Annotated in this window: 9 protein-coding genes; 5 read left to right on the top strand and 4 right to left on the bottom strand. The window is 34.7% G+C overall.

What is annotated here, in order from left to right; all coding sequences use genetic code 11:
* Positions 1-5: 5 nt before the first annotated feature.
* From EKL95_RS01920 to EKL95_RS01905, 4 genes are all read right to left on the bottom strand, one after another.
* The gene (locus EKL95_RS01920) at positions 6-1,034 is read right to left on the bottom strand and encodes a LacI family DNA-binding transcriptional regulator (RefSeq protein WP_126458431.1); all 1,029 of its coding nucleotides are present in this window, start codon (positions 1,032-1,034) and stop codon (positions 6-8) included.
* 550 nt (positions 1,035-1,584) lie between these two features.
* Complete coding sequence (locus EKL95_RS01915) at positions 1,585-2,472, bottom strand: carbohydrate kinase family protein (RefSeq protein WP_126563417.1); 888 nt, start codon at positions 2,470-2,472, stop codon at positions 1,585-1,587.
* A 2-nt stretch (positions 2,473-2,474) separates the two neighbouring features.
* Positions 2,475-3,803: a sugar porter family MFS transporter gene (locus EKL95_RS01910; RefSeq protein WP_126563416.1), complete on the bottom strand. Its 1,329-nt coding sequence runs from the start codon at positions 3,801-3,803 to the stop codon at positions 2,475-2,477.
* Between the two features lie 49 nt (positions 3,804-3,852).
* Entirely contained in the window at positions 3,853-5,442 is a 1,590-nt protein-coding gene (locus EKL95_RS01905) for a glycoside hydrolase family 32 protein (protein WP_126458440.1), read from the bottom strand.
* Positions 5,443-5,638: 196 nt separating this feature from the next.
* Between EKL95_RS01905 and EKL95_RS01900 the strand changes: the two genes are divergently transcribed.
* The 5 genes from EKL95_RS01900 (at position 5,639) to EKL95_RS01880 (ending at position 19,736) form a co-directional block, all read left to right on the top strand.
* Positions 5,639-7,645: a glycosyl hydrolase family 95 catalytic domain-containing protein gene (locus tag EKL95_RS01900; protein WP_126563415.1), complete on the top strand. Its 2,007-nt coding sequence runs from the start codon at positions 5,639-5,641 to the stop codon at positions 7,643-7,645.
* A gap of 727 nt (positions 7,646-8,372) precedes the next feature.
* Positions 8,373-11,360: a SusC/RagA family TonB-linked outer membrane protein gene (locus tag EKL95_RS01895; RefSeq protein WP_233589281.1), complete on the top strand. Its 2,988-nt coding sequence runs from the start codon at positions 8,373-8,375 to the stop codon at positions 11,358-11,360.
* A 10-nt stretch (positions 11,361-11,370) separates the two neighbouring features.
* A complete protein-coding gene (locus EKL95_RS01890) occupies positions 11,371-12,900 on the top strand; it encodes a RagB/SusD family nutrient uptake outer membrane protein (RefSeq protein WP_126563414.1) in 1,530 nt (509 codons plus the stop codon).
* A 265-nt stretch (positions 12,901-13,165) separates the two neighbouring features.
* Positions 13,166-16,483, top strand: coding sequence for a VCBS repeat-containing protein (locus EKL95_RS01885; RefSeq protein WP_126563413.1), 3,318 nt, complete (start codon positions 13,166-13,168; stop codon positions 16,481-16,483).
* Positions 16,476-19,736, top strand: coding sequence for a VCBS repeat-containing protein (locus EKL95_RS01880; RefSeq protein ID WP_126563412.1), 3,261 nt, complete (start codon positions 16,476-16,478; stop codon positions 19,734-19,736). Before EKL95_RS01885 ends, EKL95_RS01880 begins: the two co-directional genes overlap by 8 nt.
* The last annotated feature ends 32 nt before the right edge of the window (positions 19,737-19,768 follow it).

The following is a 19,768-nucleotide window of genomic DNA, read 5'->3' as shown; positions in this document are numbered from 1 at the left end:
TTAATTTATTTGAATTTTGTAGAAGATTCTCTAACAATAATGCTTGTTTCTAATTCAACAGTTCTTGGAGTAAAAGGAATTCCTTCTTTATGACAATTCATTTCTTCTAACAATAAGTTAAAAGATTCAATTCCCATTTCATGGCTTGGCTGATCTACAGTACTAAGTTTTGGAGTCAGTACTTGCGATATAAACCAATTGCTAAAACCAATTACCGCTACTTGTTCCGGGACATTGATTTTGTTTTCATTAAAATAGTCTAATACTCCCACTGCTACCAGATCTGTTATAGCAAAAATGCCGTCTATATCAGCATGCTCTTGAATAATCTGTTTAGCAAAATATCTTCCTTCTTCAAAAGTCACATTTTCACATGCAAAAACTAATTTTGTGTCAAAAGGAATGTTATTTTTCTCTAATGCTTTTTTATATCCAATATACCGATCTATTGAATTTTGTGGATTCAATGGCCCTCTAATGTGTGCTATTTTTCTACAACCAGTGTCGATTAAGTGTTGCACTGCATTAAAGGCCGCTTTTTGGTCATCAATTATTACTTTCGAGCATTTAGAAAGCTTTGCTATTTTGTCAAACATAACAAAAGGAATATTTCTATTCATTATTTCTTTTATATGATCATCATTATTGGACTCATTTGATAAGGACATGATGATTCCGTCAACTCTTTTGTTTATAAGCAGTTCTACTTGTTTTTTTTCTAAAGCCAGTGTCTCATTTGATTGTAAAATGATTACTAAATAGCCGTTTTTTTCAGCTTCGTTGATGATAGCATTGACCACATTCGAAAAGAAATGATGTACAACTTCAGGAATAATTAGACCAATGGTTTTTGATTCTTTTGTTCTTAAATTTACAGCAAAACTATTAGGAGTGTAGTGTAATTGCTGGGCAAGTTCAATTACTGCTTTTTTAGTTTTTTCACTAACATCAGGGTAATTTTTAAGCGCTTTTGAAACAGTCGTTATTGAAATTCCCAGTTTTGTTGCAATTTCCTTAAGAGTAATGTCTTTCATGAATCGAATTTCTACGTATTTAATTTTAAGAAAAGGTGTTTATAGTAACTTTGCTGTGCGTCCTTTTTCAGTCTTTGACATAGGTATAAAAAAGACTATAAGTTCAAATATTCCTTACCAAGGTATTGATTTTTATCTTATTTCTGTAATTTTTTAATAATAAAACAAATTATTACACATTCGTTACATAAACTAATTGGATCTGCCATTTTTAGTAAAGGCGGGAACATCCTAGGTTGACGTTCTTTCATTTATACGTGTTCCGATCTTAATGTACTTAAAACCAGAAGGGAATTGTTTTCTTTAATAGATTTCGGCATTCCTTCAATGACTCTGAAACGTGGGTTTTAGAAATCCGTAATTGAGTGGCTATTTCGTTGATAATGGGATTTTTCAAAGTTCAATACTTTTGTTTAAAACCCTAAAAAAAAGCACAATAACTTTTTTGTTATCCCAAAAAATTTCTGTAAATCAATCTTTTCATGATTGATTTACAGATGCATGGGTTTTTTTTGGGTTGTTGTAATTGTTAAAAATCAGTTTCGCTAAACTAGCATGGATTCATAAAGGCACTAATTTCATTATTTGAAATTTTGGGATTGGCTCCTTCATTTTTGGCTACAATGGCTCCTATTGCACAAGCGAAATCAATTGCTTCTTGGGGATCGGCATCCTTTAATAGTTTAGAAAGCAATCCGGCTAAAAAAGAATCTCCGGAACCCACGGTATCTACAACATCTATTTTATAGCCACTATTGTAGTACATTTTTTCATTGTAATACAACACCGCACCATGATTTCCTTTTGTAACGCAAATGTGTTTTGTATTCGTTTGTGTAGCAATAAATAGAATATTTTGCTCTAATGAATGGTATGGTGAATTCATAAAAGCACTTATTTCATACAATTCCTCATCATTAAATTTTATAAAATCTGACTGCATCATCAAATTAATCAGTAGTTCCTTAGTGTAAAAAGGAGCACGTAAATTAACATCGAAAACGGCATATTTTGCATAGTTAATTATTTCTAATAGGGAATCGTGCGAAACAGAATCTCTACATGCAAGACTCCCAAAAACTAGTGCATCTGCTTTCTTGACCATTATTTCGTCTTCCGGAATACATATAATTTTGTCCCAAGCAACCGGATAATTGATTGTGTATGAAGCAGCTCCTTTCTCATTTAATTGAACAATAACTTGTCCGGTAGAAGCGTTTTTATCTACTTGAATCGTATCGGTAACAACTCCATTTTTTTTAACAAAGGCAAGGAGTTCTTTTCCAATTTCATCATTTCCTACTCGGCTTATTATTTGAGCATCAATGCCAAGTGATGCTAAACGCAGCGCCACGTTCAATGGCGCTCCTCCGATTTTTTGGTGCGTTGGGAAAACGTCAAATAAAACTTCCCCGAAACAGATTATTTTTTTGGTCATAATTATTCTTTTTTTGACAAACTTTCAGATAGTTCTTCTAATGTTCTCCCTTTGGTTTCCGGCATTTTTGTAAATACCCAAAGCAATTGGAAAACCATCATTATGCAGAAGACGGCAAAAACGGTTGTTGTTCCAATCTCTTTAAACAAAAACGGAATGAATGATGGGATTAATGCTGCTAAAATCCAATGTACAGAAGTGCCAAAAGAGGTTCCGGCAGCTCGAAGTTTATTCGGGAACAATTCAGAGATAAATACCCAAATGACGGCTCCTTGACCTATGGCGTGTGAGGCTATAAACAAAAAGAAAAATAACGGAACAGCCATTCCTTTCCATTCAAAATAAAAGGCGGTTGTCACTAATCCTAGAGAAATAATGTATCCTACCGAACCCAAATACATGAGCGTTTTTCGGCCATATTTATCTATTAGCGAGATTCCAATCATGGTAAATATTAAATTGATTATCCCAATTCCGATACTACTCAAAAAAGAGGCAGATTTTTCTAATCCTGCCAATTCAAAAATTCGAGGCGCATAATATAAAAAAGCATTAATTCCGGAAAGCTGATTGAAAAAGGCAATAAAAAACGCTAAGAGCAATGGTTTTCTATATTTAGCCATGAAAATAGATTCGTTTTTCCCCTCCTGAATAGTTTCTTTTTCTATAGCAGCAATTTCCGCTTCTACTGCTGCGTCACTATTGATTTGTTTCAAAATAGCGACTGCTTTTTGTCTGTCTTTTTTGTATTCTAAAATCCAACGCGGACTTTCCGGGATTCCAAATACCAGAAGTGTGTAAATGAAAGATGGAAACGCTTGTATTCCTAACATCCATCGCCAGGCATTTTCTCCTATATCTTGCAAATAGTAGTTGGATGTAAAGGCGATTAAAATTCCAAAAACAATATTGAATTGGTACAAAGCAACCAGTTTTCCACGGTCTTTTGCAGGAGCAATTTCAGAAACATAGGTTGGAGCAGCAATGGTTGAAGCGCCAATACCAATTCCGCCAAGAAATCTAAAAACGGAAAAGAAAATGGGATCATTTGCGAATGCAGTTCCAATGGAAGAAACCAAAAACAGTAATCCTATAATTATTAGAGTCTTTTTCCGACCTAAAATATTCGTTGGAAACGCACCAAAAATAGCGCCAATAACCGTTCCCCATAATGCGGATGACATCACTACTAATCCATGAAACAAATCAGAAGAACCCCATAGTTGTTGCAATTGTTTATCTGCTCCTGAAATTACGACGGTGTCAAATCCAAATAGAAATCCTGCAAAGGCAACGATAATGGACCAATAGAGTATTTTTTTGTTATTCATTATTCTGTTTTTTTTAGTTAGTGGTTTTGGTTATTATAAATGAATTTTATTACCAGATTCCTTTTATTTCAGCAATACTAAAATTTTTAATTTCTTGATTTTCATCGGATTGAATGGTTAGTTTGGTATATGGTTTGTTAGGGAAAATTTGTTCTGTGAAACTGTAAACGCCACCGTTGAGGAAAATTTCTATTGAGGACCAATCTACTATGATTTGATAATCAATAGCCTCAGAAATTATATTTGGAATTTTGGTGTTGTGTATTTCTTCTCCAAAACTTTTTTCAAAATTGACTACGCCGGAATGTCTTCTGTCAACAGAAAAAGTCTTTCGTTTCGCATCGTAATTCATGACCAAAGAATCCTTTACATCATTGGAAAAAACCAATTTTAAATTTTTATTTTTAGCATTAAATTGTACTGCTGATTGATTTAAATATTGGTAATTAAATGTAGTTTTTTGATTCGCTTTTAGGATAATTTCATCTTTAGAAAAGGCTATGGTCTCTTGTTTTTTGAATTGTTCCACAGGAACGTTTTTTAGGACATAATCGCCATTGATTTTTGCAAGCGAAAGTTCTCTTGGCAACGTCATGGCGCTTCTCCAGTTTTTGGTAGGCGTATTTCTGGCATACAGCCAATTGCTCATCCAGCCTATGAATATCCGTTTGTTTTCTGGCGTATTATTGTACGTGACTCCGGCATAGTTATCAGTACCATTGTCAATCCATTTGATGTTTTTTTGGGTGGTTTTAAAACTTTTTCCATCAAAATCACCAATGAAATATTGTGTTCCTGAACCACCAAGTGGTGCACCGGGATTGATGCTAATGAGTAGAACCCATTTTTCTTCATTGGAACCGGCAATTTTTAATTTGAAAAGATCAGGACATTCCCAAACACCGCCATGAGCTCCTATATTTTTACCAAATTCACTTTCAAATTTCCAATTAATTAAATTTTTGGAAGTATAAAATTGTGCATGATCTCCTGCTACTAATACCATATTCCAAAGATTAGTATCGGTATTCCAGAACATTTTAGGATCTCTAAAATCTTTCTGATCAACATTTCCTATGATTGGATTTCCATTGTATTTGAGCCAAGTTTCGCCTTCGTCTAAGCTATATGCCAATCCTTGCGTTTGATAATTTCTTTTGCCCGCTTTTTCGCCTGCCATGTCGTGATAGGTAAAAATGGCAATCATTGGTGGATTTTCTTTTGTTCCCAAACCAGTAGTATTTTTTAAATCTACAACGGCACTTCCTGAAAATATCATTCCTAATTTGTCAGGAAACAAAGCGATTTTTTGGTGTGTCCAATGGATTAAATCTGTACTTGTGGCGTGTCCCCAATGCATTGGTCCCCAAACGATATCATCTGGGTAATATTGGTAAAATAAATGATAAATCCCTTTATAGAAAACCATTCCGTTAGGATCATTCATCCATTTTTTTTCCGGAGAAAAATGAAATTGCGGTCTAAAAGGTTCTTTGTATTTTTTAGAGGAATCTACTGCTAATTTTCCAGAAGCATCAATGGTGATAACATCATTTTTAGTTTCTTTTATGCAGGAAAATAGAATTAAAGAGACTGCAAATAGTATAAAAAAATAGGTGATTTTATTTGTGAACTTCATTAAAAAAAGGATTAATTAGTATAGTATCCTCATAAAAATAGAATTATATTTTGTAATTGTTCATTTGGGACCGATCAAAAACGTTTTCGATTAGTCGAAAACGTTTTCGATTTGTATTCCATATACTATATTGAGCTATTTAATGTTTTTACGAATAATTTATATATGTTTGAAGATATTATTAAAAAATTATATGATGAATTTAACAGTTAAAACATTGGTGTTCATGCTCTTAGTTAGTACTGTGGTTTGTGGTCAAGCCCAATCAGACGAGTGGCACTTATATGCTAATTCCAGAGAGAATTATTTTGGAGTTGCCATGGCCAATGGTCAAATAGGAATCGTTACTGACGACACACCTCTCAAAACAAAAGAAATTATCCTGAATGGTGTGTATGACGGAAGTCCTGAAAATGGGATCAGCAGAATAGTACGCGGAATTGAGTTTTTAAATCTGCATTTGAATATCAATAAGCAAGAAATCAAATCAGACAATATCGATAATTGGAGTCAAGTGGTTTCAATGAAAGAAGGAACGAGTACCACTTCCTTTTCGTTTAAAGATTTGGCCACAATTAATTACACGATTTTGGCTAATAGAGCTGTTCCTTTTTCAGCGATGGCAATTGTCGAAATTACTCCTATTAAGGATATAGAAATTACCGCTAACAATTACATGGTTGTTCCTGATGAACTGAAAGAGGCAAAAAGTCAGTTTCGGGTCTTAAAGGATAATCAGTATTTAATGCCGGTTTTTGGTACTACAGCTAAAACGCTAACCGGTAAATATACAGTGGCCGCTTCAACAACTTTTCTTTTTGATGATGAAAGCGAAACCTTAAAACAAACCGGAAATGAAGTTGGGTTTACTAAAAAATTGATCAAAGGCCAAAAATACCGTTTTGCGGTTGCAGGAGGAATTTGCACTTCCAAGGATGTTACGGATCCTTTGAACGAATCCGAAAGACAACCTATTTATGCCCTTCAGGAAGGAATTGATAAATTATTGAACCGTCACAAACAAGCTTGGGCTGAATTATGGAAAACGGGTGACATACAAATTGAAGGCGATCTGGATGCGCAACAACGGGTGCGTTTTGCATTGTATAACTTGTATTCTTATATACGTCCAGGAACCAGACAAAGTATTGCGCCTATGGGGTTGTCGTCTCAAGGCTATAACGGACATATTTTTTGGGATACGGAACTTTGGATGTATCCAACGCTCTTGGCACTGCAACCTGATATGGCAAAATCATGTTTGGATTACCGGTCAGATCGTTTGCAAAAAGCAAAACAAAAAGCCTTTATTTATGGGTACAAAGGAGCAATGTATCCTTGGGAATCTGATGATACAGGAGAAGAAGCAACACCAACTTGGGCCTTGACAGGTATTTTTGAACAGCACATCACAGCAGATGTTTCGATAGCTTTTTGGAATTATTACGCCTATACACAAGACACTTCTTGGTTGAAAAAAGAATGGGCGGTTCTTAAAGAAACAGCCGATTTCTGGGTTAGCAGAGTAGTTAAAAATCAAGACGGAAGTTTTTCTATTTTGAATGTAGTTGGTGCCGATGAGTATGCGCAACATGTAGATGACAATGCTTTTACCAATGCATCAGCGATCGAGTCTTTGAAAAATACGATTAAAGCAGCGACACTTTTAAATGAGCCGATCAATCCAGAATGGATAGCAGTATCAGAGAAATTAGTGATTCATAAAAAGGATGGGATTACTCAAAATTATAAAGGATATCAAGGACAAATGATCAAACAGGCAGATGTCAACTTATTAGCATATCCTTTGCATACAATCACTGACAAAGAACAAATAAAAAGAGATTTGGAATATTACGCCGAAAAAATTGACAAAAAAGATGGTCCAGCTATGGCTTCCGGAGTTTTATCGGTTCTATATGCTCGATTGGGCGATAGAGATAAAGCCTATAGTTATTTTGTGAAATCGTATTTACCTAACAGTCGGCCTCCTTTTGGCGTATTTTCGGAATCAGCCAATAGTAATAACCCTTATTTTGCTACTGGAGCCGGAGCAATGCTTCAAGCCGTTATTTATGGTTTTGGCGGAGTGGAACAAACGGATATGGGATTGAAATACAACAAGGGACTGCTGCCAAAACAATGGAAATCACTTAAGATTATTGGAGTGGGCGTGGATAATAAAACAATTGTTATCAAATAATAAAGTAACCCGTTGGGTGTAATTACACCCAACGGGTTACTTTAAATAATTTTTGCCGCGAATATACAAGCAATTTATTTTGAAGATTGTTATAGTATTCGTGGTTTTTTGTTTTTAGAAGCCATTGGGTTTTATTCAATTTAAATTTTCGACAGAAAAAGCTGCATGATTGCTTTTACTATTTTAGGACTGATTATTTAGATAAAATAAATAGGATGAAGTGATAAATGGTTTAATTATGTAATTTATTCCAAATTTATATTTTAAAGGAGAATACAATTTAGTTATAATACGTCTTGTAAATATGATATTTTTAGCCGTTGAAACAGTGAGTGAAAATTAAATAGGGTATTTATGGCGTACTATTTTTAGACATTTGACGCGGCTTATTTTGGATTATCGATTTGGTATAAAAAACTTCATTATGATGAGTAATTCGTAATCTTAGTTTGTAAAAAGCTTTTCTATTGAGTAATATACAATTGATTTGAAGTGAAAAAGCCACTAAATTATAATAATATATTTTTTAGTATCTTTTTTTTGTGTTTAGTATAATTTTAGTATTAATTTTTTAAAGTATTAATTTTAAAATCGAAAACGTTTTCGGCGTAACGAAAACGTTATAGTTTAGTAATATCTTAATATTATCATAAATTTATAATTATGTTTGATGTTAATATTTAAACAAACCAATAAAAAAAATTATTAACCAACTTATTTATTACGTATGAAAAATAGTCTAATTAAAGGCTTGATGGTGTTTCTAACGATGCTGTGTACAAGCTTGACTTATTCGCAAGATGTGTCTGGTACAGTATCTGATGGCAGCGGTCCGCTTCCAGGGGCTTCTGTCTTAGTTAAAGGAACAACAAATGGAGCGCAAACTGATTTCGATGGAAAATTTACGATCAAAAATGTAGGCTCAAATGCAGTTTTAGTATTCAGTTACATTGGTCTTAAATCTCAAGAGGTAAATGTAGCAGGTAAGAGCACTATTAGTGTAGTCTTAAAAGAAGATTCTGCAGAACTGAACGAAGTAATCGTCATTGGTTACGGAACGGTTAAAAAGAAAGATGCAACTGGAGCAGTAGACATCATTACTTCTGAAGATTTTGATAATATAGCGGCAACATCGCCTGCGGAATTATTAAGAGGAAAAGTATCTGGAGTTCAGGTAACGCAATCTAGTGGAGAGCCAGGTGCAGGAGTTTCTATCAGAATTAGAGGGAATTCATCTATACGATCCGGGAACGGACCATTAATCGTTATTGATGGAGTTCCGCTTGACGGAGGAAACGTTTCTTCCGGAGGTTCTGAAATTGCTGATTTAGGGGCTTCCTCGGCTAAAAATCCATTAAATTTTGTGAATCAAAATGATATCGAGAGTATGAGTATCTTAAAAGACGCCTCTTCTACGGCTATTTATGGTTCTCGTGGTGCGAATGGTGTTATTGTTATCACAACTAAAAAGGGGAAATCAAAAATCCCTCAGTTATCGTACAATACATCTGTTAGTTTTAGTAAAATGTCAGGTGATTTTAAGTTACTTAACGGGGATGAATTTGTTGCTGCTGGTGGGACAGACAGAGGATCTAGGTCTTACAATTGGGAAGATGCTATTTTGCGTGGTGGTTTTTCTAATAATCATGATATTGCATTTAGTAGTTCAACGGACAACTCAAATACCAGACTTTCATTTGGAGCCAATGTCACAGATGGAATTGTGAAAAATACTGGGATTGATAAATATACAGCATCTTTCGCAAACACGAATGAATTTTTCAATAAAGCCTTAAAAGTAGAATCAAGATTGTTGTATGCTGCAATAAAGGATGAAACAACTTTATTAAGTAATAATGCGGGCTTTATAGGAAATTTAATTGGTAGTGCCCTTTACTGGAACCCGACTTTGCCAATTTATCAGGCCAATGGAGATTATACTTTTGTTGGGAATGATTATTTAAATCCGGTGCAGTTATTAAATGCCTATAAAGATTACACAAATACGAACAAGATATTAGGAAATATTAATGCTACGTTAAAGATAACGAATCATTTAAAATATCAAATTTTATTCGGTATTGAAACGTCAACATCAATAAGAAAAAGACAAATAGCTCCTACAATCCAAATTAATAGTCAAGATCTTGTAAAAAGTGATGCTGCTAATGGTGGTATTACCAAAAGAGGTTTTGCTGAAATTGCGGATTTAACTAAATTTAATAAAACATTAGAACATACACTTACATATACTAATGATTTTAGTGATAATTTATCTGTAAATGGATTAGTAGGCTATTCCTATTATTCCTATGATGTAGATGGTAGTAGTGCAAGAGGTCATGGGTATGTTAAAGAACAAACAAATTTAATAGACAATATTCAAGGCGGTATTCAAGCGGAATTTAGAGCGTCGTCTTTTAGAAATAAAACGGAATTACAATCGTACTTTGCAAGAGCTGAATTTGTTGTGTATAAAGATTTGATTCTTACTGGTACAGTTCGTGCTGACGGATCCACTAAACTGGGTGCAGATAATAAATGGGGTTATTTCCCCTCCGTAGGTGCAGCGTACAAATTGATAAGCAGTAAAGACGGTGCGGTGAATGACTTTAAAATTAGAGGAAATTATGGTATCACCGGAAATCAGGAATTTGCTGTGAATTCTGCGGTTTCGAAAGCCAATTATGGAAATGGTGGTTCGCCAAATACCATATCTGGAGCCAATAATTTATTGCGTTGGGAAACAACTACCTCTTATGGTATAGGGACTGATTTTACCTTCTTGAAAAATCGCTTAACAGGTTCCTTAGATTATTTTAACAGAGATACTAAGGATTTAATTGCTCCTGTACCGCAAGCTACCGCTCAACCAGGACCTGGATCGAACAGAAGTGTTAACTTGCCTGGGAATTTAATTAACAAAGGTTTTGAAGCTGCTTTGAGTTATAAAGTTATTGATTCAGAGGACATGGCCTGGGATATTTCAGGGAATGTAGCTTTCTTAGACAATGAAATTAAAAACTTTGGTTCAGTGTCCTTATTAGCAGGTGGAATCAATGGTCAAGGTTTGTCTGGGGCTAATGCTGAAATCATCAAAGATGGTTACCCATTATACACTTATTTTTTATATGATTTCCGTGGGTATGACGCTTCAGGTAATTCAATATATGCTGCAGCTGATGGATCTGATACAGGTTTAGGTAATGCAGATAAAAAATTATTAGATAAACAACCGTTACCAAAAATAAATTTAGGATTCTCTACTAATTTTTCTTATAAAGGATTTGATGTAGGAGCTTCTTTTTATGGTGCTTTTGGTCATTATTTATATAATAACACGGCTAATGCTTATTTCTTTAAAGGAGCATTAATCGGAGGAAGAAACGTAACTCCCGAGGCAGCAGCTACTCCTCAGGTTCAGTCAGATCCAAACTCACCATCGACAAAATATTTAGAAAGTGGTGATTTCTTAAGAATGGGGAATTTAACAGTAGGGTATACTATTAAAGGAGATGTTTTAGAAAAATTAAAAATTAAATCAGCGCGTTTCTTTGTAAGTGGACAAAACTTGTTCGTTATCACTGGATATTCTGGATTTGACCCGGAAGTAGATACTGATAAAGCTTTAAATGGAGTGCCTTCTGCAGGTATGGATTATTTATCCTATCCAAGAGAAAAAAGTATTGCTATTGGACTTAATGTAACATTTTAATTAACAAAAAATGAAAAGAATAAATATTATAAAAAGCATCTTTTTTATAGGTACAATTGCATGCGGAGTGAGTTGTACAAATTTAGAAGAAGAAGTATTAGACGGGTATGTCACTGCTGATGGCGCTGGTGGTAATGTAAATACAGGAAATTTTTTACAATCTGCTTATGAAGGATTAAGAGGTTTTCAGGACCAAGACAAAATGTTTACCATGAACGAAATGTCTGGTGATGGATTGGTAGGACCTACCAGAGGAGGAGACTGGGATGATAATGCGAAATGGAGACAATTTCACGTTCATACTTGGGGATCGGACAATGTTGAAATTAGAAATGCATGGAATTCATTGTTGACAAATGTTTACAATTGTAATTTGGTTATTAATAACACGGCAACTGCACAACAAAAGACGCAAGCTCGTTTTTTAAGAGCCTTTTATTATTATAACGTAATTGATTTATTTGGACAGGCACCTTATAGAGAGGCAGGGTCTCTTATTACAGAAAGCCCAAAATTCTATTCTAGAAAAGAAGCTACGGCATTTGTTATTACTGAATTAGAAGCTGTTTTGGCAGATTTGCCAGCACGTGTTGCCAATGACGCAAGTATTGCAAATAAAGATGCCGGTAATTTTCTATTAGCAAAACTATATTTGAATAAAGCAGTTTTTAATGCGGATAACGCCTCAGGTCCTTATACTTTTGATGCCGCTGACATGAATAAAGTTATCACTCATGTTAATGCGATAAACAGTTCATTAGTATCAGAATACTGGAGTAATTTTGCACCGACAAACAATACATCAGGAGAGATTTTATTTTCTTCTAAAAATGTACTTGGTACAGGTGGAGGAATTCAGTCCAGATGGAGAATGAGTATGCACTACAATCAAACTCCAGATGGTTGGAATGGTTTTGCTACGGTAGCAGAATATTACAATAGGTTTGATGCTGCGGATGATCGCAGACAACATACTTCCTCTTCGATCATTGCTAATTTTGGTAATCCAATTGGGTTTCAAGCGGGTCAAATGTTCGCTCCGGGAGGGGTAACGCCTTTAAAAGATAGAACTGGTAGACCTTTGTTTTATACTTCAGCAGTTACAATGATTACAAGTGGAGCTACCTTAGAAACCGCGGGTATACGTACTCAAAAATACGAGCCAGACAATGCTAATTTAGGAAATCCTGCTAACGATTATGTTTTAATGCGTTATTCTGATGCCTTGTTGATGAAAGCTGAAGCTGCCTTAAGAGGTGGTACAGGTGGAGCAGCAACAGCTAAAGTAATAATCGATCAAATAAAGATTAGAGCCAAATTGACGGCAAGTGCAAGTGCAGCAACTTTAGATGCCGTTTACTTAGAAAGAGGGAAAGAATTATGGTATGAAGGTTGGAGAAGAAATGATATGATCCGTTTTGGTAAATTTTTAGCTCCAAGAGAGTTGAAACCAACTACTTCAGATAGTAAATACGCATTATATCCAATTCCAGCGGATGCATTGTTTAATCCTAATGTAGTTCAAAACCCAGGCTACTAAAAAGTTATTTAAAATCAATTATTTTTGAGTTAGTTATAAAGAGGGTATTTAGTACCCTCTTTATTTTTTACATAATGCAGCAAAATGTGTTTTAATTTAATCTTGAGTTCTTAATCAATGTTAAAAGTAGTCTTCAAATAATTATAGAAATAAGGAACGTTTTTTTAACTGTAAAGCCTCTATTTTATCTATTTTTAATTTTTTTATATAATGTTTATTATATAAATTAGGCATTTCTAATTACCTAATCAAATAGTTTGTAAATATGTTTAATCGTATTTTTTTATTTATTCCTTTAATAATTATTTTTTCTAACTGTTCTAAAGATAACCCTGGAAACAACGATACTTTGTTCTCTAAATTAGATGCCTCCCAAACCGGAATTAATTTTATCAATGAAGTGAAGAATGGTTCGGATATGAACATATTCAAGTACAGGAATTTTTATAATGGTGGTGGTGTCGCTATTGGTGATATCAATAATGATGGTCTATCAGATGTGTATTTTACTTCAAATCTGGGCGATAATAAACTCTACTTAAATAAAGGAAATTTTAAATTTGAAGATATTTCTAAAAAAGCCAGAATCGAAGGAACTAAAACCTGGTCAACTGGTGTCGTGATGGTCGATATCAATGCTGATGGGTTTCTGGATATTTATGTCTGTAATGCCGGAAACAGCATGGGTGACTTGCAACAAAACGAACTTTTTATTAATAATGGTGACAATACTTTCACGGAAAAGGCAGCTGAATACAATCTTGCGGATACGGGCATAACAACTCATGCCGCTTTTTTTGATTACGATAAAGATGGCGATCTAGATGTTTATATTCTAAATAATAGTTTTATACCGGTAAGTAGTCTTAATTATTCTAACAAAAGAGATTTAAGAGACAAAGACTGGGATGTGGCTGAAATCCTAAAAGGAGGAGGCGATAAATTAATGCGCAATGACAACGGAAAATTTGTTGATGTCAGTAAAGAAGCAGGTATTTATGGAAGTCTGATTGGCTTTGGTTTGGGCGTTACCGTAGGAGATGTAAACGGAGATTTGTATCCGGATATTTATATTTCTAATGATTTTTATGAAAGAGATTATTTATACATAAACAATAAAAACGGAACCTTTACCGAACAAATTCAGGGATGGACGTCTCATATCAGTCAATCTTCTATGGGTGCTGACATGGCCGATGTAAACAATGACGGGAAAGCCGATATTTTTGTAACCGATATGTTACCGGAACCGGACGAACGCTTAAAAACGACTACTAATTTTGAAAATTATGATTTATTTACCCGAAAAGTAAATCTCGATTTTTATACGCAATATATGCAGAACACCCTGCAAATTAATAATGGGAATAATCAATTTCTTGAAATAGCAAATCATGCTGGCGTTGCTAAAACGGATTGGAGTTGGGGCGCATTATTATTTGATATGGATAACGACGGATACAAAGATATTTATGTTTGTAACGGAATTTATAACGATTTAACCAATCAGGATTTTGTAGATTTCTTTGCCAACGAATTCATGCAGAAAATGGTCGTTACGGGCAAAAAAGAAGAAATTCAAACCATTATCAGTAAAATGCCAAGCACTCCAATACCTAATTATGCCTTCAAGAATAACAAAAATCTGACCTTTACGAATGAAGCTTTGAAATGGGGATTAGATACACCAAGTTTTTCTAATGGGGCAGCGTACGGCGATTTAGATAACGATGGAGACCTCGATTTAATTGTCAATAACGTTAATATGGAGGCTTTTATTTATCGAAATAATTCCGAAAAAAACAAAAATAATCATTTCATAAAAGTAAAACTAAAAGGCGGAGGACAAAATACATTTGCGGTAGGAAGTGTCGTGGAGTTGTTCTCAGGCAAAGAAATTCTCAGACAAGAATTAATTCCTTCCAGAGGATTTCAGTCTTCGGTAGATTATGTGATGACTTTTGGAATAGGTACCAAAAAAATTGACTCTTTGCAGGTAATTTGGACAAATGGAAAGTTTGAAATGATTAAAAAAGTGGTAAATAATACCACGATGAATTTAAATATTGCGACAGCTAAATTGGATTATGTTCCAAAAAACAAGGTGCTCAAGCCATTGTTTTCTGAAAAGGAAGCACCGTTTTTAGCCCACAAAGAAAATAATTATGTCGATTTTGATCATGAAGGATTAATTTCTAAAATGCTTTCACAAGAAGGACCTGCACTTGCGGTGGCTGATATTAACGGTGACGGAAATGAAGATGTTTTTATTGGCGGAGCCAAAGGACAAGCCGGAAAAATATATGTGAACAAAGGAAATGGTAATTTCACTCTTTTGGCTCAAAAAGACTTGGAGTCAGATGCCGGTTTTGAAGATACTGCCGCTAGTTTTTTTGATGCCAATAATGATGGACACGTCGATTTATTAGTTGGTTCAGGAGGAAATGAGAAATCAGATCAGGCCAATTATAAAAACCGCTTGTATTTGAATGATGGAAACGGATTTTTTGTAAAAAGCAAAACCAATATCCCAACAACGAACAATAATGTTTCCGTAATTGCACCCTGTGATTTTGATGATGATGGTGATATTGATGTGTTTATTGGAAGCCGAAGTGTTCCTGGCGTATATGGTATAGATCCAAAACATCTACTATTAGAAAACGACGGAAAAGGTAATTTTGTGAATGTAACAGATAAAAAAGCTTTCAAAATAAATACGGTGGGAATGATAACCGATGCCGTTTGGGAAGATATTGATAACGATGCTAAAAAAGATTTAATTCTGGTTGGTGATTGGACTGCACCAATGATTTTCAAAAACACAGGAAGACGATTGACAGCATACAAAACGAACCTCAGTGGATACACTGGTTTTTGGAATGCTGTGGCTTGTGTTGACCTAAATAAAGATGGAAAAAAAGATTTAATTCTGGGCAATAGAGGGACCAATATGCCTTATAAACCAACCAAAGGAAATCCGTTGAAATTATTTACCAATGATTTTGACAACAACGGAACCATTGAGCAAATAGCCACCCGATCCGTTAATGGAAAGGATTTGCCAATCCATTTAAAACAAGAATTAGCAAGGCAAATTCCTTCTATAAAGAAGAAAAATTTAAGTTATGCCGATTATTCTAAGAAAACGTTTCAGGAACTTTTCACTCCGGAGATCGTCACTAATTCTATTCAGAAAACCGTTGCTATTCAAGAAACCGTGATTGCCATTAATAAAGGCAATGGAAAATTTGAAATACAAATGCTTCCAAAAGAAGTGCAGTTCTCCAGCGTAAACACTATTTGTGTGATGGATGTAAATAATGACGGAATACTAGACCTGATCTTAGGAGGAAATCAATATGAATTTAAACCTCAGTTTTCCAGATTAGATGCTAATTTTGGGAGTGTCCTCTTAGGAAATAAAAAAGGCACTTTCTCATGGACTCCTTATGATAAATCTGGTTTTTTCATAAAAGGCGAAGTAAAACAACTTACGGTGATCAAAGACAAAAACAATACGATTTCAATACTAGCCGTTGTAAATGATAATACCCCTAAACTATTTAGACCCAATGAATAATTTTATTAGAATAGGACTCGCATCACTTCTATTTATGGGGTGTTCCAAAAAAGAAGGGCAGTTGTTTGAAAAATTGTCTTCGGAGGAAAGTAATGTTACATTCAATAATCAATTATTAGAGTCCAAAAACATTTCCATTTTAGATTACCTTTATTACTATAATGGCGGTGGTGTAGCGCTTGGCGACGTCAATAACGATGGTTTGGTCGATATCTATTTTACTTCTAATCAAGGTAAAAATAAATTGTACCTGAATAAAGGCAACAATAAATTTGAAGATATTTCCGCTAAAGCTGGAGTAGAGGGGCAAAGTGATTGGAATGCCGGAACGGTGATGGCCGATGTAAATGGTGACGGATATTTAGATATTTACGTATGTGCCGTAGTAGGAATTAATGGTTTCGAGGGACAGAATGAACTGTTTATCAATAATAAAGACAATACATTTACCGAAAGTGCGGCTGAATACGGATTAGATCTTGATAATTACAGCTCTTCGGCAGCATTTTTTGATTATGATCTGGACGGGGATTTAGACATGTATTTGTTGAATCATGCGGTTCACTCCGAATTGTCTTTTGGAAATGCCGCTACAAGAAATAAAAGAAGTTACGAATGCGGGGATAAATTATTCCGCAATGACAATGGAAAATTTGTAGATGTTAGCGAGCAGGCAGGAATTTTTGGAGGTGCCAATGGCTATGGTTTAGGATTAGCCGTTTCTGATTTTAATTTAGATGGGTATCCGGATATTTATGTGGGAAATGATTTTCATGAAGATGATTATTATTATCTGAATAACGGAGACGGAACTTTTACGGAAAGCTTAAAACAGTACTTTGGACACACTAGCAGGTTCTCTATGGGGCTGGATGTCGCGGATGTGAACCATGATGGTTTCCCTGATATCTTCAGCCTTGATATGCTTCCTGAAGATGAAAAAGTATTAAAATCTTCCTTGGGAGATGATAATCCTCAAATGCTAAAAATGAGAACCGAAAAATTAGGCTATCATTATCAGTATGCCAGGAATATGTTGCAATTAAACCAAGCCGGTAATCATTTTACAGAAACGGCTTTATTAAGTGGACTTTCCGCTACGGACTGGAGCTGGAGTACCTTGTTTGGCGATTATGACCAAGATGGGGAGCAGGATATTTTTGTTTTTAATGGTATTCCTAAACGACCTAATGATTTAGATTATGTCAAATATTATTCAAATGATCAGATCAAGAGTAAAATTAGTACTACCAAGTTATTGGACAAAGAGGCGTTGAAGCGAATGCCAAAAGGAAATGTAACAAATTATATTTTTCAAGGATCTTCTGATTTGCATTATAAAAACAGATCAGCAGATTGGATAGAAAACGACTCTATTATTTCAAACGGAAGTGGTTATGCCGATATTGATAATGATGGTGATTTAGACGTGATTACTAATAATACAAATAGTATCGCTACCGTCTACATTAATAAAACGGACGGAAAAGCAAACTACCTGAAATTGAAATTGCGGTTTATAGGAAAAAACACCTTTGGGATTGGAGCCAAAGTGATTTCCTATGCCAAAGGAAAAAAACAATTCAAAGAACTGCAAACTACCAGAGGATTTCAGTCCTCATCAGAGCCAATAATTCATTTTGGATACGGAAAAACGACTAAAATAGATTCCTTAGTGGTAATTTGGCCGGATAAAACCTATCAAACTCTGAAGAATTTAAAAACGAATCAAACCCTCACTGTAAAAGCAAAGACAAACAGAAAAGCGTTTGATTACAGGAAATTACACCCTGCTGTTTTGCCCATTTTCAAAAAGGTGGAAACAGGATTGGGTATTGATTTTATACATAAGGAAAATGATTATATTGATTTCTTAGTTCAAAAACTGATTCCATATCAACGTTCTGACCGCGGTCCGGCTACTGCAGTAGGGGATTTAAATGGAGATGGAAAAGAGGATGTCTTCTTTGGTGGTTCCAAAGATAAAAAAGCGACAATCTACTTTCAAAATCAAAATGGATTTACCAAGAAAGGTTTTGCTGCCATCGAAAAGGATTCTGTTTATGAAGATGCTTCAGCAGTGATCGGGGATTTCAATGCAGATAAAAGGAATGATTTAGTAGTGGTTTCTGGTGGGGGCGAAAATGCATCCAATCTGGAAGACCGGCTATATCTAAGCAAAGACAATCAATTTCTAAAAGCAACCTTGCCTAAGCTGGCTCAAAACGCATCCGTTGTCAAGGCTTTTGATTACGACAAAGATGGTGATTTAGATATTTTTGTAGCCAATAATTCCGTAAATAATAGATTTGGAAGTATGCCCGATTGTTATTTATTGAACAACAATAAAGGCGTATTCACTATTGTTCAAAACAAAACTTTTGAAAAAATAGGAATGGTTACGGATGTCATTTTTACAGACTTCAATAAAGACGGTCAAACAGATTTAATTGTGGTAGGTGAATGGATGAAGCCTACTTTTTTTGCGAATAAAAACGGTAAATTCACGGATGTGACAACAACTGTTTTTCCTGAAAAAAGCAATGGACTATGGCAGTCAATACTTTCTTTTGATATTGATCAGGACGGTGACGAAGATTATTTGGTTGGTAATTGGGGAATGAATTCTAAATTTAAAGCCTCGCAGGAATTTCCAATGAAAATGTATTACGGAGATTTTGATGCGAACGGATCTTTTGAAACTATTGTGGCAATAGAAAAAAACGCAAAATATTACACCACTTTAGGCCTGGACGAATTAGTAGAGCAATTCAGTGGCATGCTAAAAAAGAAGTTCAATAGTTACAAATCATTTGCAGGAAAAACTCTCGAGGAAGTTTTTGATCCAAAAATGCTTGCGACAGGAAAATTATTTGAAGTTCATAATTTAAAATCCGGTTATTTAAGAAACGATAAGGGAACCTTTACTTTTATGCCCTTTTCGAATAAAATGCAAGTAGCACCTATCACCAGTTTTGTGAAATCTAATTTTGATTCAGATGCTAGGGAAGAAGTTTTTGCTGCGGGAAATTATTTTGGAGTGACTCCATACCACAGTAGATTTGATGGGTTTTCCGGTGCTTTGATCAAGAACGAAAAAACCATCTTGCTAGGACATCAAATAGGAATTGATTTGACTCAAAAAGCAGTTAAGCATCTGGGGATTATCAATTTTAAAGGCAAAAGATATTTACTAATTACCATCAATAATAAAAAGGCAGAGCTGTACGAAATGCCTTCAGCTAAGAACTAATTTAATAAAAAAAACACACTTAAACCTAGTAA

The organism is Flavobacterium sp. LB2P53 (assembly GCF_003970305.1).
In the GTDB taxonomy this organism is placed as follows: Bacteria; Bacteroidota; Bacteroidia; order Flavobacteriales; family Flavobacteriaceae; genus Flavobacterium.
The sequence above is the reverse complement of the archived record's forward strand: the minus strand, read 5'-3'. Positions and strand labels throughout refer to the sequence as shown.